This is a genomic window from Microbacterium pygmaeum, assembly GCF_900100885.1.
Taxonomy (GTDB): Bacteria; Actinomycetota; Actinomycetes; order Actinomycetales; family Microbacteriaceae; genus Microbacterium; species Microbacterium pygmaeum.
This window is the reverse complement of record NZ_LT629692.1, coordinates 1,955,664-1,975,177: the sequence shown is the minus strand read 5'-3', so window position 1 is coordinate 1,975,177 and position 19,514 is coordinate 1,955,664. Positions and strand designations below refer to the sequence as shown.

The window sequence follows — 19,514 nt, the reverse complement described above, 5'->3', positions numbered from 1 at the left end:
AACGCGGGGAATACGCCCCGTGACGAGAAAGGTTGGCTCCGATATGACTGCAGCGATCGTGTACACCGAGTTCGGCGGACCGGAGGTCCTCACCCTCACCGACGTGGAGGTTCCGCCACCGGGGCCGGGCGAGGTCGCCGTCCGGGTCGAGGCGGCCGGGGTGAATCCGATCGATGGCAAGGTGCGGAGCGGCGCGCGTCCGACGGGAGCGATCGACGAGCCGAGGCGAGTGGGTTCGGACGGCGCGGGCATCGTCACCGCCGTAGGCGACGACGTGGACGGGTTCCGCCCAGGCGATGCCGTCGTGATCTTCGGCGCCGGCGGGGTCTACGCCGGCGAGGTGGTCGTGCCGGTCCGCAGCGTCCAGCCGCGCCCCGCAGCGGTGTCGGCCGAGGTGGGCGCTGCACTCGGGATCCCCGCCGGCACCGCCTATCAGGCGCTGCGCTCGATCGATGTCGGGGCACGCGACACGCTGCTCCTGCACGGCGGATCCGGTGCAGTCGGACAGGCGGCGATCCAGTTCGCGGTGCGATGGGGCGCGACGGTGATCGCGACCTCCTCCGAGGCGCGCTTCGACCGCGTGCGGGCACTCGGCGCGATCCCGGTCGCCTACGGCGACGGCCTCGCCGAGCGCATCCGCGAGGCGGCGCCCGACGGCGTCACGGTCGCGTTGGATGCGGCAGGCACCGATGAGGCGATCGAGACCTCCCTCGCGCTGGTCGAGGAGCGCAACCGGATCGCGACGCTGGTTCGCGGGAGGGATGCCGCGGGCCTGGGCATCCGTGCGTTCAGCGGCGGCAACCCGAAGCCCCTGACAGCGCAGCAGCAGGCGTGGCGCGCCGAGGCTCTGCCGGTCGTGCTCGCACTCCTGGCCGACGGTCGCTTCTCGGTGGAGCTGGGCCCCTCGTTCCCGCTCGCCGATGCCGCCGACGCCCACCGCGCGGTGGAGGCGGGCGCCGACGGCAAAGTGACGCTGATGCCCTAGCCCGGACCCACCCGGCCGGCGGGCGTGGACCCGGTGGCGACCAGGCGCCCGCGGGTGTTGGACCACTGGCTCCACGACCCCGGGAAGACCGAGACGTCCAGTCCGGCAAGGGCACCCGCGAACGCGGTATGGGCGGCCGTGATGCCGGAGCCGCAGTAGGCGGCGACCGGCGTCCCCGGCGTCGCACCGGCCTCGGCGAAGGACGCGCGGATCACTGCGGGATCCCGGAAGCGGCCGGAGTCCAGGTGGGTGACGGTCGGCAGGTTGACGGCCCCTGGGATGTGCCCGGCGATCGGGTCGAGCGGCTCGACGTCGCCCTTGTAGCGCTCCGGCGCCCGGACATCCAGGAGGACGCCGCCGCGCGACCAGGTCTCGGCGTCGTCGATCGATGCGACGCCGTCGGAGATCTCGTCGAGCGTGACATCGCCCCGTCGCGGCTGCACATCTCCGGTCTCCAGCGGCAGCCCGGCAGCGGTCCAGGCCCGCAGCCCGCCGTCCAGCACCCGCACGTCTGCGACCCCGCTGCGGGAGAGCAGCCACCAGGCCCGTGCGGCCGCGACCGACTGCACGTCGTCGTACGCGATCACGATGTCGCCGTCGTTCAGCCCCCAGCGCCGCGCGGCGTCCTGGAGATCGTCGCGGGACGGCAGCGGATGCCGCCCCTCGGCCGGCTCGCCCTTCCGGGCGAGCTCGTGGTCGAGGTCGACGTACACGGCTCCGGGGAGGTGGCCTTCGAGGTACTCGGGTCTGCCCTCGGGGCGGTCCAGCCGCCACCGCACATCGAGCAGTCGGACTGCCGTGCCGCTCTCGAGGAGTCCGATGATCTCGGCGGGAGTGATCAGAAGGGCCATGACACCATGCTCCGCTCGCTCCGCCTCTCCGGGTCCTCCGGGCTGCAACAGTTCGACATCGCCGGGTGGCACCGTCTCACGCGACACGCTGCACCCGAGCCTCGTCGCGAAGCCGAGCGCCGTCGCGCAGCGCCGGGATCAGCTCGTCCCCCCAGTCGATCACGTCGCCGAGAGGGTCGAATCCGCGGATGAGGAAATGGGTGACGCCGAGGTCGTAGTACTTCAGGAGCGCCTCGGCCACCTGCGCGGGCGTTCCGACCGGAGCGGTCGAGTTCCCGCTCGGACCCGTCAATCGCGTGATCCCCAGCCAGAGCCGCTCGTCGTGGACGTCGGCCGCGCGCGCATGCTGCTGCAGCAGGTCCGCGGACACGGACGAGGGTTCGGTCCGCTTGGGCGGGGCGAAGGACAGCGTGTTACCGGTCTCCCGTGCAGCGATCAGGGCTGCGGTCTCGTCGTAGATCCGCTGCGCCTTCGCCCACGCCTCGTCCTCGGTGGCGGCGATGATGGGGCGTGTCGAGAGACTGAACTCCACCTCCCGGCCCTGTGCGGCCGCTGCGGCGCGCACCGCCTGGATGCGCTCGGCCACCGCATCCAGGGGTTCGCCGAACAGCATGTACACGTCGGCGTACGCCGCGCCCACCTCCACGGCACCCTCCGAGAGTCCGCCGAAGAAGATGGGGATCCCCTCGTCGGTCGCGGGCTTGACGGCGGAGTAGCCGCCCTCGACGCGGTAGAACTCGCCGTCATAGTCGAATGGCTCCTCCGAGGAGAGCGTTCGCCGCAGGACGTCGATGAACTCGCCGGTACGGCGGTACCGATCGCCCTTGGCGCTGAAGTCCCCGTCACGGCGCTGGTCCTCATCGCTGCCGCCGGAGATGTGGTGGATCGCGACACGGCCCCCGCCGCTGAGGTGGTCGAGGGTCGCGAGCTTGCGGGCCACGAGGGTCGGCGCCACGAAACCGGGGCGATGCGCGATGAGCACCTTCAGCCGCTCGGTCGAGTGCAGCGCCGCCGCGGCCACGGCGAAGCCGTCGGGCGAACTCGCGCTGTAGCCGATGAGCACGCGGTCGAAGCCGGCGTCCTCGTGTGCGCGCGAGAACTCGCGCACGTACGAGGGATCGACGATGGGGCCGTCGAGCTTCTTGGACTCCGAGCCGGCGGTGGTGGCGATCATTCCGAGGATCTCGATGGACATTTCTCTCCAGTTCGTGAGGGGTGATCAGGCGTGGATCAGCGCGCGCAGGGCGGCGCGTTCGGTGCGGTCGGGACCGTCGATGCCGATGACGGGGACCGAGGCGATGAGCAGACGGGTGTAGGGATGCTGCGGCGCTGACACGACGCGGCGGGTCGGCCCGACCTCGACGATGCGACCCCGATGGATCACGGCGAGCCGATCGCTGAGAGCGGCGAGCGAGCCGATGTCGTGCGAGATGACGAGCATCCCGAGTTCTGCGGCGCGCTGATCCCGGAGGGCGACGAGGGTCCGGATGACGCGATCGCGACTGGCCGCGTCCAGCGCGCTCACCGGCTCGTCCAGCACGAGGAGTCGGGGGTTCATCACGAGCGCCCGGGCGATCGCCGCGCGCTGCCGCTGGCCGCCGGACAGCCGCCCGGGCAGGCGATCGGCGAGCTCGTCCTCGAGGCCGACATCGCCCAGCGCCGAGCGAACGCGACGGTCGCGCTCCGCGCGCGGCACCCTCGCGATCCGCAGCCCCTCGCCGACCGACTCCCGCACGCTCACGCCGGGATCGAGCGAGCGCAGCGGATCCTGGAAGACGTACTGCACCGCTCCGGCGCGACGCCATGCCCGCAGAGCCCGGCCGGAGAGCGCCTGGATCTCGCGTCCTTCCACCCGGATCGCCCCGGAGGAGGCGTTCACCGCGCGCAGCACGGTGCGGGCGAGGGTGGTCTTGCCCGACCCTGATTCGCCGACGAGTCCGACCACCTCGCCCGCGCGGATCTGCAGGCTGAGCTCGTCCAGGACGCGGGTTGCGGGTGACCGGCCGAGCTCGACCGAGACACCCTCGACATCGAGCAGCGGCGCGCTCACAGCACGCTCCCGAGGTAGCGCTCGAGCCCGTATCGGGCGTGGGCTGTCAGCAGGCTCCGCGTGTACGGATGAGCGGGAGTCTTCAGCACCCGGGCGGTGGCCCCTCGTTCGACGACCTCACCGTCCCGGAAGACCATCACCCGCTCGCACACCTGCGAGACGACCGCCAGATCATGGGAGACCAGCACCAGCGCGAGGTCGCGCTCCGCGCGCAGGTCCCGCAGCAGATCGAGGATCTCGGCTTGGACCGTGACGTCCAGCGCCGTGGTCGCCTCGTCCGCGATGAGCACGTCGGGGTCGGCCGCCAGGGCCATCGCGATCAGTACGCGCTGCAGCATCCCGCCCGAGAGCTCTCCGATCCGCTGCCGGGAGACCCGGTCGACGTTGCGCAGATCCAGCCGGGTCAGGAGCGCGAACGCCCGCTCGCGGGCATCCCGTCGGGATGCACCGGCGGTGACGCGCAGCACCTCCTCCAGCTGGGCGCCGACCTTCGCCGACGGGTTCAGGTACGACGCCGGATCCTGGAAGACCGCGGCGACCCGCTTGCCGCGGATCTGGAGCCAGTCCTTCTGGCGGGCACCGGCCATGTCGCGGCCGTCGATGAGGATCCGACCGCCGGTCACACGAGTGCCGATGGGGAGGATGCCGAGCATCGCGCGGCAGGTGAGCGTTTTGCCGCTCCCCGACTCGCCCACGATCCCCAGAGCGTCGCCGCGCCGAATCGAGACGTCGACACCATGCACGAGTTCGGAGCCGTCGGACGCCGAGACCCGTAGGCCCTCCACCTCCAGCAGAGCCGGCGCGATCAGCGACGCCTCGTCGAACGACGGTGCGAGCGGCACGCTGTCCGGCACGCCGGCGGGGCGCATTGCGCGAGCGGTGTCAGGCAGCAACGACATCTCGCTCCTTCCGAACGCTCGCGACCGCATCGATGCCGAAGGCATCGCGGGCGCCGTCGGCGAGCAGGTTGAGAGCGCCGACGGTGAGGATGATCACCAACGCCGGCGCCAGCGGACCGAGCGGACGCTGCGACAGGTACTCGAGGTCACTGGCGAGCATGCCACCCCAGGTCGGCGTCGGAGGGACCACCCCGATGCCGAGGAAAGTCAGAGACGACACCACCAGCAGCGCACCACCCAGCGCGCCGATCGCCGCGACGGCGACGGTCGGTGCGACGTTGCGCCACAGGTGTGTGCGCACGAGCCAGGTCGAGGATGCCCCGAGCAACGTCGCCGCCTCGATGTACTGCGAGGACGCGGTCGACAGCGCGGAGGCACGCGAGACCCGGAAGAAGCCCGGCGCGAACAGGATCCCGATCGCGATCATCGCCTGCCACAGCCCGTTGCCCAGCAGTCCGGCGAAGACGATGGCGAACAGGATGAACGGCAGCGCGAGCAGCGCGTCCGTCAGACGCAGGCTGAGCCATTCCCACGGCTTCGCGGCGAACACCGACAGGACGCCGGGCAGCACGCCCAGCACCAGTCCGATCGTCGTGGCCAGCAGGGCTGCCAGGAGCGAGAGCGGCGCCCCCGCGAGCAGCCTGCTCAGCACGTCGCGGCCGATGTAGTCGGTGCCGAGCAGATGCGCGGGCGAGGGACCCTGCAGGGCTGCGTCCGTGTCCTGGGCGAGCGGATCGTGGGGCGCGAGCAGCGGTCCGAGCACGCCGACCACGGCGACGAGGAGGAGGACCAAGAGCGCCGCCCGCACGGTCCATCCCGCGTTCCAGAGCCTTCTCATGCGACGCTCCGCTCTGCCGGCGACACCCGGGCGAGGATGAGGTTCACGAGGATGCCCGAGACGACCACGATCGTGACGGTGACCAGCAGCACCCCCTGCACCACGGGGACGTCCCCGCCGAGGGCGGCCTGGCGGGCGAGCATGCCCATCCCCGGCATCCCGAACACGGCCTCGGTGATCACGGCTCCGCCGATGAGCCGCGGCAGATGCAGTCCCAGTGTTGCCACGGCAGGACCCAGCGCATTCGGCAGCGCGTGGCCGAGGACGATCCGCGGCCGGCCCAATCCGTGGACGGTGGCGCCGACGACGTAGTTCTGACCGAGCGCCCCGACGAGGCTCGTGCGCAGCTGGCGGGACAGGTCCGCTGCGGCATCCAGGCTCAATGCGATCGAGGGCAGCATCAGGCACGCCAGCCATGCGCCGATGCTCACCGTCGGCGGGGTGTAGCCGCCCACCGGGAAGAGCGGGATCGCGAAGGCGAAGAGGAGGATCAAGGCGATGCCTGCGACGAAGGCGGGGATCGTCGCGAGCGCCGCGCACGCACCGGTGATCGCACGATCGACCCAGGTGCCGCGCAGCACCGCCGCGGCGATCCCCGAGCTGCCGCCCGCGACGATCGCGAAGAGGGTCGCGCCCAGGGCGATGGACAAGCTGACCGGGAACGCCTGTGCGATGCTCTGCGCGACGGGGATGCCGCTGAACCACGAGGTCCCGAGATCGCCGGTCGACGCGGCACCCAGCCAGTCGAGGTATCGCACGAAGAACGGCTGGTCCAGCCCGTAGACCGCGTTCAGGCGCGCGATGTCCTCCGGGGTGGCCATGTCGCCGAGCGCGACGGCGGCGGGGTTGGAACCACTGAGCGCGCCCAGGGCGAAGGTCAGGAAGCTCGCGATCAGGAACACGACGACCGACTGGATCGCCAGCGTGGCGAGCGCCCGAGAACCACGGCCCACCGTGGCGAACCCCGGCACGGGACCGCGGGCGGTGATCTCACCCCCCGCGGCCTCCGCCTGTGTCAGCGTCATGGATCAGCCCTCGACCGTGACGTCTTCCCAGCGCTGCACGTCGATCCAGTGCTGGATGCCCTGTACGCCTGCGGGGTGTACGAGGATGCGCGGCCACGTGAACAGGAACGTGTTGGGCATGCTCTTGACCGCGACTCCGACGGCCGCCTGCAGCTTCTCCTCGTAGTCCGCGGCATCGGTGGGCGTTGCGCGGGCCTCGTCGATCGCGGCGACCAGGGCATCCGGGGTGTTGCGCCCGAGGTTCATCAGCCCCTCGGGCCCGTAGAGCACCTCGAGGGCCTGGAGCGGCGACTGACGTCCCGAGTAGCTGTCGAGCACGAACGGGTACGTGCGGTTGATGTAGTTGTTGGCGTTGGGCGGCAGCACCGTGAGCGTGGCGCGGATGCCCGCCTCCGCCCACTGGGCCTGGAGCACTTCGGCGATCGCGCTGTCCGCTTCGCCGATACCCAGCTCGATGTCGATCCCGTCAGGGTGGCCCGCTTCGGCGAGGAGGCGCTTTGCCTCTTCGACGTCGTGCGGGTACAGGTTCTCCAGCTCCGGGTTGTAGGCGGAATAGCCCTCCGGGAACGGCTGATAGTTCGGGGTGCCCTGACCGAAGTAGGCCCCTTTGACCAGCGCCTCACGGTCCGTCGCGGAGCTGATCGCCTGCAGCACCAGCGGGTCGTCGAACGGCGCCACCGTGTTGTTGACATCGATCGTGCGAACCGTCAGCGCCTTGATCCGTTCGACATCCAGTCCGGCGGACTCAGCCGCGTCCACCTGCGAGGGTGGCACGAGGGCGACATCCCACTGCCCCGTCTGCACTCCGGCGACGACGGTCGCCGGGTCGGTGACCGGAACGATGTGGAAGTCGTCGATGAGGATGTGGTCGGCGTTCCAGTAGGTGTCGCTCTTGATCAGATCGGCGTGCGCGTTCGGGACGTACTCGACCAGCTCGAACGGACCGGATCCTTCCGGCTGGGTCGCGAGGGCCGCGACGTCATCGAAGGCCGCCGGATTGACGATGAAGCCGGTCTTGCCCGCGAACAGGTACGGCACCTGGTAGTCGGCCTGGTCGAGGACGACGGTGACGTTGCGGTCATCCACCACCTCGACGCCGGTGATGATCCCGAGCTGTCCGGCGAGGGTCGAGTCGGCCTGATCGCGACCACGCTCGAGATTCGCCTTGACCGCTGCGGCGTCGATCGGTGTCCCGTCCGCGAAGGTGAGGTCCTCGCGCAGGGTGAAGGTCACCCGGGTGCCGGTCGGGTCGTACTCCCACGACTCGGCGAGGCCCGGGACCACGTCGCCCTCCGGATCCAGCTGGGTCAGTCCGTCGTACACGAGGGCCAGCGCGTGGGTGTCCCAGCCGGCCACGGAAGTCACCGGATCCCAGCTTGTCGGGAGCGCCCAACCCCAGGTGAGGGACGTCTCGCCGCCCGAAGGATCGTCGGCGGGCGAAGCGCCGCTCGAGGAGCAGCCTGCGAGGGCGAGCGCGGCGACGGAGAGCACCGCAAGGGCGGCGAGTCGTGGTCGATGAGTCATGGGTCAGGACGCTAGGAGGGCGGTGCCGACACCGACAACCGCAGATGACGCGCGCGGTCACGGGGTGCAACAGTTCGACACACGGCCGGGGATGCCGCTCTCGCGCCGGTCAAGATGATCGTCATGAACAATGCTGCGCCAGCTCCCGCGGACGTCGCCGGGATCCCCGCCCCTGGTCTGTGGGAACCGCCCGCCCCCGTTCGCGTCCGCGGCACCGTGGCCGTTGTGGCCGGTGCGGCAGAGACACCCCGGGTGTATGAGCGGTTCGGCAGGCGGATCAGTGCGGACGGCTATGTGGTCGGCGTCTTCGAAGCGGCCGATGCTGCGCACGCGACGGCGTGGCTGTCCGAGCAGGAGGTCGCGCCGCGCGTCCTGATCGGATCGGATGCCGGTTCCCTGGCCGTCCTCGCCGCCCTCGCAGCTGCTGCCACCGCTGACGGGGCCGTGGTGGCGGGGACGCCGCTGCAGGGTGAATCCGCGGCCGAACCCGCTGCACGCACCGCATGCCCGGTCCACCTCGGTGTGCTCGGCGAGGGCTCCGCCCGGTCGTCGCGCGACGTCGCGATCGCGCCTGCGACCGCGGCGCAGCTCGCCTCGATCGAGGTTCCCGTGCTCGCCGTGCATGGCACCGCCGACAGCGTGTCGCCGTTCGCCGATGCCGTCCGGTATCTCGGCGCGCTGCCGCACCTGCAGATCGTCGAGACCGTCGGCGGCCTGCACGATGCGCTCAACGACACGAGCCATCGCAGCGTCGCGGCACGCATCGTGCTCTGGCTGGAAGACCTGCGCGCCGGTGCCGTCATCACGCGAGAGGTCGCAGCGTGACCGACGAACTCGCCGGGACACCGCGCCAGCGCGCAGCCACGAGCCAGGTGCACGCGGGCTACAGTCCCGGCGTCGTGCAGAACACCGCGGTGCCTCCGATCTACCAGACCACCGCCTACCGGTTCGACTCTCTCGCCGACGCGCGCGACATCTTCGCGCTGCGCAAGGCGGGCAACCTCTACAGCCGCAGCGCCAGCCCCACCCAGCTCGTACTGGAGGAACGGGTCGCCGCGCTCGAGGGCGGCCGCACCGCCGCAGCGGTCGCCTCGGGCCAAGCGGCCGTCGCGGTGACCCTTCTGGCGCTGGCCCGCCAGGGTGAGCACATCGTCGCCGCCCGGCAGCTGTACGGCGGCACCGTCGATCTCCTCCAGGACACCTTCGCCGACTGGGGCATCGAAGTGACCTTCGTCGATCAGGACGACCTCGAGGCGTGGCGCAACGCCATCCGCCCGCAGACCCGCGTGCTGTTCGCAGAGTCCATCACGAACCCGATCGCTCAGGTGCTCGACATTCGCGCCGTGGCCGACATCGCGCACGCCGCCGGCGTGCCGCTCGTCATCGACAACACCGTTGCGACGCCCGCACTGATCCGCCCGGTAGAACACGGCGCGGACTTCGTGGTCCACTCGGCGACCAAGTTCCTCGGTGGTCACGGCACGTCGATGGGCGGCGTCGTGGTGGACCTCGGCACCTTCGACTTCGGTGCGGACCCCGACCGATGGCCGCAGCTGACCCGGCCATACAGCCGCGTCGCCGATGTCGTCCTCTGGGATCGCTTCGGCGCACAGGGACAGGCCTTCATCGCCCTGATCAAGTCGAAGTACGTGCACGACCTCGGTCCGTCGCTGTCGCCGTTCAACGCCTTCCAGCTGCTGCAGGGGATCGAGACGCTCGATCTGCGCATCGCCCGTCACAGCGCCTCCGCGCTGGCGGTCGCCCGCGCGCTGGAGGGACACCCCCGCGTGAACCGGGTGCACCACCCCGCTCTGACCGCCTCCCCGTGGAACCCGCTCGCCGAACGCTACCTGCCGCGAGGCGGCCCGTCGGTGTTCGCGTTCGATCTCGACGCGACCGGCGACGCGGAGGCGGACTGGGCCAGCGTCGAGACCTTCATCGACGCGCTCGAGGTGGTAGGGCTCGTGGCGAACATCGGCGACGCGCGCTCCCTCGTGGCCCACCCCGCGTCGATGACGCACAGCCACCTGAGCGACGAGCAGTTCGCCGCGGCGCACATCACGCCGACCACCGTCCGTCTGTCGATCGGTCTGGAAGACCCGGACGACATCATCGCGGACCTGCGTGCCGCACTGGAGCGTTCCGCATGAGCATCGACCTCGGCTACTGGACCCCCGTCTACGGCGGGTTCCTCCGCAACGTCGGTCGCGAGGAGGGGATGGCCGCGACCTGGGAGAACATCCGCGACGTGTCGGTCGCGGCGGACCGGCTCGGCTTCCACACGACCCTCGTGCCAGAGCTGTACCTCAACGACCGCAAGGGGGTGGATGCGCCGAGCCTGGAGGCATGGTCGCTGTCCGCGGCGATCCTCGCCGTCACCGATCGTCTGCGCGTGATGACGGCGGTCCGGCCCGGCTTCCACCTTCCCGCGGTGCTCGCCAAGACCGTCTCGACGCTGGACTCGGTCGCTGCGGGCCGCGTCGCGCTCAACGTCGTCGCCGCATGGTGGGCTGAGGAGGCCAGGCAGTTCGGCGGCGCCTTCACGACCCACGACGAACGCTACGTGCAGGCCGAGGAGTTCGTCCAGGTCCTCCGGGGCCTGTGGACGCATACGCCCTTCGACTTCACCGGCACCCATTACCAGCTGGAGGGGACGATCGTCGAGCCGAAGCCGTCGGTGCCGCCGGTGGTGTTCGCCGGCGGTGAGAGTGACGCGGGCCGCGAGTCGATCGCCCGATTCGGCGATGCCTACGTCATGCACGGCGGCACCCTCGAGGAAGTCCGCGCCAACGTGGCCGACATGAACAGCCGCTCCGAGCGGATCCACGGCCGACCGCTCGCGGAGTTCGGAATGCCGGCCTACGTGATCGTCCGGGACACCGAGGCCGAAGCCCGCCGAGAGTTGGAGCGCATCACGACGGTCGACCCGGATTCGCCGGGCTATGCCTCGTTCGAGGAGTTCCAGCGCAACTCGAAGCTGTCGCTGGAGCTGACACGCCGCGAGTACTCCGTCGGGACGCGGGGACTCCGCCCCGAGCTCGTGGGGACGGCCGAGCAGGTGGCCGAGAAGATCCATGCCTACGCGGACGCCGGGATCACGCTGCTGCTGATCCAGTCCTCGCCCCTCAAGGACGAACTGGAGCGCATCGCCGCTGAGCTGTTCCCACTCGTGCCGCAGCGATCGCTCGCTACGATTCGAGGATGACCGGACTTCGCTGGGGCATCCTCGCCACGGGCCACATCGCCCACACCTTCGCCACCGACCTGCGCGACGCGGGCATCGAACTTGTCGCAGTGGGCTCGCGGACGCAGGAGTCGGCCGATGCGTTCGCCGCCGAATTCGCGATCCCCCGTGCCCACGGCTCGTACGAGGACCTCGCCGCCGACCCCGACGTCGACATCGTCTACGTCGCGACGCCGCATCCTCAGCACGTCGAGGCGGCGACCCTGCTGCTCGAACACGGCAGGCACGTCCTCATCGAGAAGCCGCTCACGCTGAACGAGGGCGAGGCCGCGCAGATCCGCGACCTCGCCGCCCGCGAGGGGCTCCTCGCCATGGAGGCGATGTGGACGCGCTACCTGCCCCACATGATCCGCATCCGCGAGATCCTCGCCGAGGGCACCCTGGGCGAGATCCGCCTGGTGACCGCAGATCACACGCAGAAGATCACCGACGACCCCGCGCATCGCCTCAACGCCCTCGAGCTTGGCGGCGGGGCGCTGCTGGACCTCGGCATCTATCCGGTCTCGTTCACCTGGGACGTGCTGGGGGCGCCGGCGACGATCCAGGCCGCAGCACGTCTGCAGTCCACGCAGACGGACGCCGACGTTGCGACGATCTTCACGTATGCCAGTGGCGCGCTGGCCACGACATTCTCCAGCTCGCGCGCGGTGGGTCCGAACACCGCGTCCATCGTCGGCACCGAGGCCCGGCTGGACGTCGACCGGGTCTGGTACACGCCGACCTCCTTCCGGGTCATCGCCCCCGATGGCACGGTTCTCGAGGAATACCGATCCGACATCACCGGCCGGGGCATGCAGTATCAGGCGTTCGCCGCTGAGCGGCTGGTCGCCGAGGGGAACTTCGCCGGCGACATCCTGCCCATCGAGGAGTCCGTGGCGATCCTGGGGACGCTCGATGAGATCCGCCGGCAGATCGGCGTCGTCTACCCCGGCGAGCGCTGAGCTCGCCCGGGCTGTCACACTGGGTGGATGCCCGATTCCCAGGATTCCCGCGTCGCCGTCTATCTCGACTTCGACAACATCGTCATCTCCTGGTACGACCGGGTGCACGGCCGGAACTCGTACGGACGCGACCGTCAGCGCATCGCGGAGACCCCCGACGATCCCGAGATCGCGGAGCGCCTGAGCGCCGCGACGATCGACGTCGGCGCGATCATCGACTACGCGGCATCCTTCGGCACCCTCGTGCTCACGCGCGCCTACGCCGACTGGTCCTCGCCGGTGAACGCCGTCTACCGCAGCCAGCTCGTGGCTCGCGCGGTCGATCTCGTGCAGCTGTTCCCCGCGGCGGCGTACGCCAAGAACGGCGCCGACATCCGCCTGGCCGTAGACGCGGTCGAGGACATGTTCCGCCTGCCCGACCTCACCCACGTCGTCATCGTCGCCGGAGACTCGGACTACGTGCCGCTGGCGCAGCGCTGCAAGCGGCTGGGCCGATACGTCGTCGGCGTCGGGGTCGCCGGGTCCACCGCGAAGTCGCTGGCCGCCGCCTGCGACGAGTTCGAGGCGTACGACTCGCTGCCCGGCGTCCCCCGTGTCGCCCGCGCCGCCGCCGTGGCCCCCGCGTCGCGCTCCCGCGCCGCCAAGCCGAAGGACGCGCCGGCACCGTCAGCCGAGCCGGCGGCGGAGCCGCCCGCCGACGCGCCCGCATCGAAGACGCGCAGCCGCCGCGGCGCGGGCAAGAGTCCTGCGAAGGATGCCGCGGCCGACGTGAGCACGGAGGCGACACCGGACGCGCCGGCCGTCGAGGCTCCTCCCGCCGCCGCATCCGCTCCCGCCGACGTCGAAGCGTCGCTGCTGGATGCCCTCGGTCCCGCCACCCCGCCGCGGCGCACGAACCGGCGCGCGACCTCCCAGACCGTCGCGGGCGGGACGATCATCACCCCGCAGACGTCGGTCTCCGCGCCCCCCGAGCCGGTGCTCGCCCCGGAGGAGCCGGCCGAAGACCCGCAGGAGACGGCCACCCGGCTCCTGGAACGGGCGCTGCGGCTCGGCCACGACAAGAACGACGACAGCGAGTGGCTGCACAGTTCCACGGTCAAGGGCCACATGCGACGGATGGACCCGTCCTTCAGCGAGAAGGCACTGGGCTACCGGTCGTTCAACGACTTCGTGAAGGCGCGCGACGCGATCGCCGAACTCGAGGAGACCGGCCACGAACGGCTCGTGCGCCTGCGTGATCAGTAGCCTCCGCTCCGTCCGATACCTGCCCCGATCGGGGGTTGCCCTGTAAAGTGACGCTCGTGGCTCGCCTGAACGCCCCCCCGGGCTCGCAGTCCTCCCTGCGGGAGGCCAACCGCGCGCGCCTGGTCGAATCGCTCAAGCGCCACGGTCGCCTCACCCAGGTCGAGCTCGCCGGCAGTACCGGGCTGTCACCCGCGACGGTGTCCAACATCGTCAAAGAGCTCACCGCATCGGGCCTGCTGCACACCTCGATCACCTCGCGCAGCGGACGTCGCGCCACACTGGTCTCCCTCGCCCGCCAGCTCGGTCTCGTCGCCGGCGTGCACTTCAGTTCCCGTCAGCTGCACATCTCCATCGCCGACGCGACGCGCACGGTGGTGAGCCAGACCTCGCTCCCCCTGCCGCTGGATCACCGTCACGACGCCGAGCTGGACCGCCTGAGCATCCTGCTCAACGACATGATGGAATCGCTCGGCGGTTCGGTGGGAGATCTGCTGGCCGTCGGCCTCGCACTGCCGGCATCCATCGATGCCCGCACCGGCATGGTCTCCACGCCCGGGCTGCTGCGCGGGTGGGAGGGGGTGGATGTCGCCGAGAGTCTCACCGAGCGCATCGGCCGGCCTGTCTTCGTCGACAGCGAAGCGAACCTGGGTGGGCTCGCCGAGGCCCGTGAGGGCAGCGCGCGTTCCGTCTCCTCGTCGGTGTTCATCCGCGTCGGCCACACGATCAGCGCCGGGATCGTCGTGGGCGGCGACCTGTTCCGCGGCGTGAACGGCAAAGCGGGGCAGATCGGTCACGTCACCATCGACGAGAACGGCCCGATCTGCCGATGCAGCAACCGCGGCTGCCTCGAGACGTACGCCGGTGGGCCGGCGCTGCTCTCGCTGTTCCCACCGAGCGATGGGATGCAGCGCCTCGGCGATCTCATCCAGGCAGCCGAGGCCGGGGACGGCAGTTCGCGCCGGGTCATCGCCGACGCGGGGCGGCACATCGGCATCGCCGCCGCCAGCCTGTGCAACCTCTTCGACCCCGAGCTCATCGTGGTCGGGGGCGAACTGGCGCAGGCGGGCGAGATCCTGATGGCGCCGATGCGCCACTCGCTGGACCGCAGCGCCCTGGCCGCCGCGGGCGGCCTGCCCGAGATCGTCGGCGCGTCCTTCGGCGACTGGGCCGAGACCCGCGGGGCGATCGCGATCGCGCTCGACCATGTGACGGTCGACGCCGAAGCCCTGCCGTTCTCGGCGTGAACGCGCGCATCCCGGCCGCGCTCGCCGCGGCCACGCTCGTCCTCGTCTCGTTGACAGGGTGCTCCGCGCCGGCCGCGAGCGGAGGCACGATCGCGCTGCTCCTGCCCGACGCGAAGACCGCCCGCTACGAGACATTCGATCGTCCGGTCTTCGAGGAGCGGGTCGCCGAGCTCGGCGACTACGACGTGCTCTACGCCAACGCCGATCAGGACGCCGCCAAGCAGCAGCAGCAAGCCGAGTCGGCCCTGGCCAACGGGGCGGGCGTGCTGGTGCTCGACCCGGTGGACGGGAAGGCGGCGGTCAGCATCGTCGCGTCCGCCAACGCGGCCGACGTGCCGGTCATCTCCTACGACCGCCTCATCGCCGGCGGCGACATCGCCTACTACGTGTCCTTCGACAACGAGGAGGTGGGCGTCCTGCAGGCCACCGCGCTGGTCGAGGCGCTGGATGCCACCGGGGCGTCTGACCCCGGCATCCTCATGGTGAACGGATCTCCCACCGACAGCAACGCGTCCTCCTTCAGTGAGGGCGCCCGCAGTGTGCTGGCCACCAGCGACGTGCGCATCCTCGCCGAGTACGACACGCCCGATTGGAGCCCCGACAAGGCGCAGGCGTGGACCGCAGGTCAGATCAGCCAGTACGGCGACCAGATCGACGGCGTCTACGCCGCCAATGACGGCACTGCCAGCGGTGCGATCTCCGCCTTCAAGGCGGCCGAGGTCTCGCCTTTGCCCCTGGTCACCGGCCAGGACGCGGAGCTCTCTGCGATCCAGCGGATCATCGCGGGCGAACAGTACATGACCGTGTACAAGGCGCTCCGACAGCAGGCGGAACTGGCCGCCGAGGTCGCCGTGGCGCTGCTGAACGGCGAGGGCGTCACGGCCCCGATGGAGGTCGACGGCATCCCGGCCACGCTGTTGGACCCGGTCGCCGTGACCGCCGACAACGTGATGGAGACCGTGATCGCAGACGGTTTCTGGACGGTGGCGGACATCTGCACGCCCAACTACGCCGAGGCGTGCGCTGCCGCCGGAATCGGTTAGCCTTCTGCGGATGGAAGCGCAACGATGCCGGTGACCGGACCCCGCGTCGGGCGCGCCCGCGAACGGGTCCTGACGGTACGCGGCGTGGGCAAGCGGTTCGGCGCCGTCAGGGCCCTCACGGATGTGGACTTCTGGGTCAACGAAGGCGAAGTGGTGGCCCTGGTCGGCGACAACGGCGCCGGGAAATCGACCCTGGTCAAACTGCTCTCCGGCGTGCACTCCCCCGACACCGGCACGATCGAATACGACGGGGAGGACGTGGAGATCACGAGCCCCGCCGACGCGCAGCGGCTGGGCATCGCCACCGTGTTCCAGGATCTCGCACTGTGCGACAACCTCGACGTGGTCGCCAACCTGTGGCTCGGCCGTGAGCTGGTCGAGGGGACGCGGCTGGACGAGGTCGACATGGAGCAGCGCACCTGGTCGCTGCTGCGCGAGCTGTCCGCGAAGATCTCCTCCGTGCGCATCCCGGTGGCCTCCCTCTCCGGCGGGCAGCGGCAGACCGTCGCGATCGCCCGCTCGCTGATCGGCGACCCGCGGGTGGTCATCCTCGACGAGCCCACCGCCGCACTGGGTGTCGCCCAGACCGCCGAGGTGCTGAACCTGATCGAGCGACTTCGTGAGCGCGGCCACGGCGTGGTGCTGATCAGCCACAACATGGCGGACGTGATGGCCGTCGCCGACCGCGTGGTCGTCCTGCGCCTGGGCCGCAACAACGGCGTCTACAACGTCGCCGAAGTCACCAGCGCGACCCTGATCGCCGCGATCACGGGCGCGACCGACAACGCGGTCACCCGTCGAGCGGCCGAGAACGCCAAGCCCGCCCCGCCCGCCGCGTCGGATGCGTTGATCACCGCCCTGCCCGGTTCCGGACCCCGCCGGATGCGCGACCTCCCCCACGACGGCCGGCCGTGAACGCGGAGCGGAGGGATCCCAGCACCACGACGACGATCGTGGTGCCCGCCGGCGACGGGTTCCTCGATCGCATCGGGGTGAGCCGCTGGTTCACGATGGTGCTCACGCGCATCCGCGGCGGCGACCTGGGCTCACTGCCGGTGATCATCGGACTCGCGCTCATCTGGACGGTGTTCCAGATTCTCAACCCGGTCTTCCTCTCCAGCCGCAACCTCGTCGACCTGACGATGCAGTGCGCCGCGATCGGCACGATCGCGCTGGGCGTCGTGCTGGTGCTGCTGGTCGGCGAGATCGATCTGTCGGTCGGGTCGGTGTCCGGGCTCGCTGGGGCGGTGCTGGCGGTCACCTTCGTCCAGCTCCAGTGGAATCTCGCGTTCGCGCTGATCGCCGCGATCGGGATCGGATGCCTGGCCGGCATCCTCTACGGCTTCCTCTACACGCGCTTCGGCGTTCCGAGCTTCGTGATCACCCTCGCCGGACTCCTCGGCTTCCTGGGTCTGCAGCTGTGGGTGCTGGGCAGCAGCGGGTCGATCAACCTTCCCGATTCGTGGATCGTCACCTTCGCTCAGCACCTGTTCCTGCCTGCCTGGGCCTCGTACCTCGTGGTTGCGCTGGCGGTGGCCGCATACACGTGGTCGCGCATCCGGCGCGCGCAGCGACGGTCCGCGGCCGACCTGATCAGCCAGAGCTACACCGAGATCGGACTGCGGGCGGGTGCGATGCTGGCCTTCCTGCTTCTGGCCGTCTGGTACCTCAACCTCTCGCGCGGCGTCGGGGTGATGTTCCTGTTCTTCCTCGCACTCGTCGTCGTGGCGAACTTCCTCCTCACGCGCACCCGATGGGGGCGATCGGTCTACGCCGTCGGCGGATCCGAAGAGGCCGCTCGGCGTGCCGGCATCCGGGTCGACCGCGTCTACATCTCGGTGTTCGCGCTCTGCTCCAGCCTCGCGGCGGTCGGCGGGATACTCGCTGCCGCCCGCTTGGGCGCGGCGAACCAGAGCTCCGGCGTGGGCGATACGAACCTCAACGCGATCGCCGCCGCGGTCATCGGCGGCGCGAGCCTGTTCGGCGGCCGCGGCACGGCGTTCGCGGCGCTGCTGGGCATCGTCGTCATCCAGTCCATCTCGTCCGGGCTGACGCTGCTGAACCTCGACTCGTCGGTGCGTTTCATGATCACCGGGGTGGTCCTGGTGCTCGCCGTGATCGTGGATTCACTCTCCCGGCGGACTCGAACGGCGGCCGGGAGGGCCTGACTTGGACGTCCGCATTTCATCGAATCCATTCGATGAGCTCGGCGACACGCCGAAGATGCGTTCAGGTCCAAAATTCTAGCGATTGGTCGGCTTTCAGCATTCGGCCTGAAACCTCATCTTCATGCTCGACTTCGGTCAGATTTCGGAGCATATCGGTCAGTATTCTGTCATCACGGGCACGGTGTAACGACCGTCGCAGATCCAGAGCGCCCGCGTTGCCAAAGCGTTACGTTCAAGACTTGACGCCAAGGATCGTTCGGATGAGGATTTCTTCAAGCGAACCCGCCAGGCATTCCTGGACGTCGCACATTCAACGATGAAAGGCGAATGATGAAGAAGTCTTCACTCCTTCCCGTGGCAGCCCTCGCAGGCGCTGCCGCGTTGCTGCTGGCCGGATGTTCCGGCTCCAGCGGCGGAACCCCCACTGAGGGCGGCGACGCGGGCGGCGATTCCGCCGGTCGCGCATGCGTGATCCTGCCCGACGCGGCATCCTCCCCCCGCTGGGAGAACTTCGACCGCAAGTACCTCCAGGAGGGTCTCGAGGGCGCCGGCTTCGAGGTCGACATCCAGAACGCGCAGGGCGATGTGGCCAAGTACGGCACGCTGGCCGACGCGCAGCTCACGCAGGGCTGCGGCGTCATGCTGCTCGTCGACTACCAGGGCGCTGCGGAATCCGTAGCCGCCAAGGCGAAGGCGGAGGGCATCCCCGTGATCGCGTACGACCGCCCGTTCTCCGGGGCGGACTACTACGTCTCCTTCGACAACGTGAAGGTCGGCGAGCTCGAGGGCCAGACCGTGCTGGACGGCTTGGAGGCCGCAGGCAAGGACCCCGCAACGGCAACGGTCGTCTACATGGGCGGAGACCCGACCGACGGCAACGCCGCCATGTTCCACGACGGCGCTGTGCAGGTCATGGAGGATGCCGGAGTCAAGGCCGCGGCAGAGCCCCCGGGAGTCTGGGACCAGGCCAAGTCGCAGACCAACTTCGAGCAGGCACTGACCTCGCTCGGCGGCAAGGTCGACGGCGTCTGGGTCGCGAACGACACCAACGCAGCCGGCGTCATCAAGGTCCTGCAGGACAACAACCTCACGGGCGTTGCGGTCTCGGGTCAGGACGCGAACGTCGCGGGCCTGCAGAACATCCTGCTCGGCTGGCAGACCGCCACGGTCTACAAGCCGGTCAAGGATGAGGCATCCGCCGCCGTGGACGTGGCCATCGCGCTGCTGAGCGGCGACGAGGTCTCGGCCGACGCGGAACTGGACGACGGCACGCCGTACATCCAGGTCACCCCGGTGCTGGTCGGTCAGGACAAGGTCAAGGACGTCGTCGCCGCAGGTGACGCCGCCTACGACGACGTCTGCACCCCCGACGTCATGGCCGCGTGCGAGGAGTTCGGCGTCGTAGCTCCCTAGCTACCCGCCACGCATTCGACGAAGCAGGACGCCGCGCCGGCAAC

The 19,514-nt window shown here is 70.2% G+C and carries 18 protein-coding genes; 11 read left to right on the top strand and 7 right to left on the bottom strand.

Translation table 11 applies throughout. From position 1 onward, the window contains the following. The first annotated feature begins 43 nt into the window (after positions 1 to 43). Positions 44 to 985 carry a quinone oxidoreductase family protein gene (locus tag BLT19_RS09315; RefSeq protein WP_091489067.1) on the top strand — a complete coding sequence of 314 codons (942 nt, stop codon included), beginning with the start codon at positions 44 to 46 and terminating at the stop codon, positions 983 to 985. Here BLT19_RS09315 and BLT19_RS09310 read toward each other — a convergent pair. The 7 genes from BLT19_RS09310 to BLT19_RS09280 form a co-directional block, all read right to left on the bottom strand. Continuing rightward, the gene (locus BLT19_RS09310) at positions 982 to 1,836 is read right to left on the bottom strand and encodes a sulfurtransferase (protein ID WP_091493654.1); all 855 of its coding nucleotides are present in this window, start codon (positions 1,834 to 1,836) and stop codon (positions 982 to 984) included. The two genes, BLT19_RS09315 and BLT19_RS09310, sit on opposite strands and share 4 nt — an antisense overlap. A gap of 76 nt (positions 1,837 to 1,912) precedes the next feature. Then, complete coding sequence (locus BLT19_RS09305; RefSeq protein ID WP_091489064.1) at positions 1,913 to 3,031, bottom strand: LLM class flavin-dependent oxidoreductase; 1,119 nt, start codon at positions 3,029 to 3,031, stop codon at positions 1,913 to 1,915. A 24-nt stretch (positions 3,032 to 3,055) separates the two neighbouring features. After that, complete coding sequence (locus tag BLT19_RS09300) at positions 3,056 to 3,886, bottom strand: ABC transporter ATP-binding protein (protein WP_091489062.1); 831 nt, start codon at positions 3,884 to 3,886, stop codon at positions 3,056 to 3,058. Beyond that, the gene (locus BLT19_RS09295; protein ID WP_091489059.1) at positions 3,883 to 4,785 is read right to left on the bottom strand and encodes an ABC transporter ATP-binding protein; all 903 of its coding nucleotides are present in this window, start codon (positions 4,783 to 4,785) and stop codon (positions 3,883 to 3,885) included. Before BLT19_RS09295 ends, BLT19_RS09300 begins: the two co-directional genes overlap by 4 nt. Then, entirely contained in the window at positions 4,769 to 5,623 is an 855-nt protein-coding gene (locus BLT19_RS09290) for an ABC transporter permease (protein ID WP_091489056.1), read from the bottom strand. Before BLT19_RS09290 ends, BLT19_RS09295 begins: the two co-directional genes overlap by 17 nt. Next, positions 5,620 to 6,648, bottom strand: coding sequence for an ABC transporter permease (locus BLT19_RS09285; RefSeq protein ID WP_091489054.1), 1,029 nt, complete (start codon positions 6,646 to 6,648; stop codon positions 5,620 to 5,622). Before BLT19_RS09285 ends, BLT19_RS09290 begins: the two co-directional genes overlap by 4 nt. A 3-nt stretch (positions 6,649 to 6,651) precedes the next feature. Then, on the bottom strand, positions 6,652 to 8,172 hold the full coding sequence (locus BLT19_RS09280) for an ABC transporter substrate-binding protein (protein WP_091489052.1): 1,521 nt from the start codon (positions 8,170 to 8,172) through the stop codon (positions 6,652 to 6,654). Positions 8,173 to 8,295: 123 nt separating this feature from the next. Here BLT19_RS09280 and BLT19_RS17980 point away from each other — a divergent pair, with 123 nt between their 5' ends. From BLT19_RS17980 to BLT19_RS09235, 10 genes are all read left to right on the top strand, one after another. Then, positions 8,296 to 8,997, top strand: coding sequence for an alpha/beta fold hydrolase (locus BLT19_RS17980; protein WP_231917588.1), 702 nt, complete (start codon positions 8,296 to 8,298; stop codon positions 8,995 to 8,997). Continuing rightward, positions 8,994 to 10,322 (top strand): O-acetylhomoserine aminocarboxypropyltransferase/cysteine synthase family protein, encoded by a 1,329-nt coding sequence (locus tag BLT19_RS09275; RefSeq protein ID WP_231917587.1) that lies wholly within the window; start codon positions 8,994 to 8,996, stop codon positions 10,320 to 10,322. Before BLT19_RS17980 ends, BLT19_RS09275 begins: the two co-directional genes overlap by 4 nt. Continuing rightward, positions 10,319 to 11,377, top strand: a complete 1,059-nt coding sequence (locus BLT19_RS09270; protein ID WP_231917586.1) for an LLM class flavin-dependent oxidoreductase — start codon at positions 10,319 to 10,321, stop codon at positions 11,375 to 11,377. Before BLT19_RS09275 ends, BLT19_RS09270 begins: the two co-directional genes overlap by 4 nt. After that, positions 11,374 to 12,357 (top strand): Gfo/Idh/MocA family protein, encoded by a 984-nt coding sequence (locus tag BLT19_RS09265; RefSeq protein ID WP_091489047.1) that lies wholly within the window; start codon positions 11,374 to 11,376, stop codon positions 12,355 to 12,357. The genes BLT19_RS09270 and BLT19_RS09265 overlap by 4 nt, the downstream gene beginning before the upstream one ends. Positions 12,358 to 12,384: 27 nt before the next feature. Then, complete coding sequence (locus tag BLT19_RS18270; RefSeq protein ID WP_091489044.1) at positions 12,385 to 13,602, top strand: NYN domain-containing protein; 1,218 nt, start codon at positions 12,385 to 12,387, stop codon at positions 13,600 to 13,602. Positions 13,603 to 13,658: 56 nt separating this feature from the next. Next, the gene (locus tag BLT19_RS09255) at positions 13,659 to 14,846 is read left to right on the top strand and encodes an ROK family transcriptional regulator (protein WP_172825615.1); all 1,188 of its coding nucleotides are present in this window, start codon (positions 13,659 to 13,661) and stop codon (positions 14,844 to 14,846) included. Further along, positions 14,843 to 15,889, top strand: a complete 1,047-nt coding sequence (locus BLT19_RS09250; protein WP_091489042.1) for a sugar ABC transporter substrate-binding protein — start codon at positions 14,843 to 14,845, stop codon at positions 15,887 to 15,889. Before BLT19_RS09255 ends, BLT19_RS09250 begins: the two co-directional genes overlap by 4 nt. A 30-nt stretch (positions 15,890 to 15,919) precedes the next feature. Beyond that, positions 15,920 to 16,804 carry an ATP-binding cassette domain-containing protein gene (locus BLT19_RS09245; RefSeq protein ID WP_231917585.1) on the top strand — a complete coding sequence of 295 codons (885 nt, stop codon included), beginning with the start codon at positions 15,920 to 15,922 and terminating at the stop codon, positions 16,802 to 16,804. 95 nt (positions 16,805 to 16,899) lie between these two features. Then, positions 16,900 to 18,057, top strand: coding sequence for a sugar ABC transporter permease (locus BLT19_RS09240; RefSeq protein WP_091493642.1), 1,158 nt, complete (start codon positions 16,900 to 16,902; stop codon positions 18,055 to 18,057). A 354-nt stretch (positions 18,058 to 18,411) separates the two neighbouring features. Continuing rightward, positions 18,412 to 19,470 (top strand): sugar ABC transporter substrate-binding protein, encoded by a 1,059-nt coding sequence (locus BLT19_RS09235; protein WP_231917583.1) that lies wholly within the window; start codon positions 18,412 to 18,414, stop codon positions 19,468 to 19,470. Positions 19,471 to 19,514: the final 44 nt, after the last annotated feature.

Bases quoted from the DNA above. Each gene is read 5' to 3' on its own strand.
- BLT19_RS09315 (WP_091489067.1), top strand. From the start codon at position 44: ATGACTGCAGCGATCGTGTACACCGAGTTCGGCGGACCGGAGGTCCTC.
- BLT19_RS09310 (WP_091493654.1), bottom strand. From the start codon at position 1,836: ATGGCCCTTCTGATCACTCCCGCCGAGATCATCGGACTCCTCGAGAGC.
- BLT19_RS09305 (WP_091489064.1), bottom strand. From the start codon at position 3,031: ATGTCCATCGAGATCCTCGGAATGATCGCCACCACCGCCGGCTCGGAG.
- BLT19_RS09295 (WP_091489059.1), bottom strand. From the start codon at position 4,785: ATGTCGTTGCTGCCTGACACCGCTCGCGCAATGCGCCCCGCCGGCGTG.
- BLT19_RS09290 (WP_091489056.1), bottom strand. From the start codon at position 5,623: ATGAGAAGGCTCTGGAACGCGGGATGGACCGTGCGGGCGGCGCTCTTG.
- BLT19_RS09285 (WP_091489054.1), bottom strand. From the start codon at position 6,648: ATGACGCTGACACAGGCGGAGGCCGCGGGGGGTGAGATCACCGCCCGC.
- BLT19_RS09280 (WP_091489052.1), bottom strand. From the start codon at position 8,172: ATGACTCATCGACCACGACTCGCCGCCCTTGCGGTGCTCTCCGTCGCC.
- BLT19_RS17980 (WP_231917588.1), top strand. From the start codon at position 8,296: ATGAACAATGCTGCGCCAGCTCCCGCGGACGTCGCCGGGATCCCCGCC.
- BLT19_RS09270 (WP_231917586.1), top strand. From the start codon at position 10,319: ATGAGCATCGACCTCGGCTACTGGACCCCCGTCTACGGCGGGTTCCTC.
- BLT19_RS09265 (WP_091489047.1), top strand. From the start codon at position 11,374: ATGACCGGACTTCGCTGGGGCATCCTCGCCACGGGCCACATCGCCCAC.
- BLT19_RS18270 (WP_091489044.1), top strand. From the start codon at position 12,385: ATGCCCGATTCCCAGGATTCCCGCGTCGCCGTCTATCTCGACTTCGAC.
- BLT19_RS09240 (WP_091493642.1), top strand. From the start codon at position 16,900: ATGGTGCTCACGCGCATCCGCGGCGGCGACCTGGGCTCACTGCCGGTG.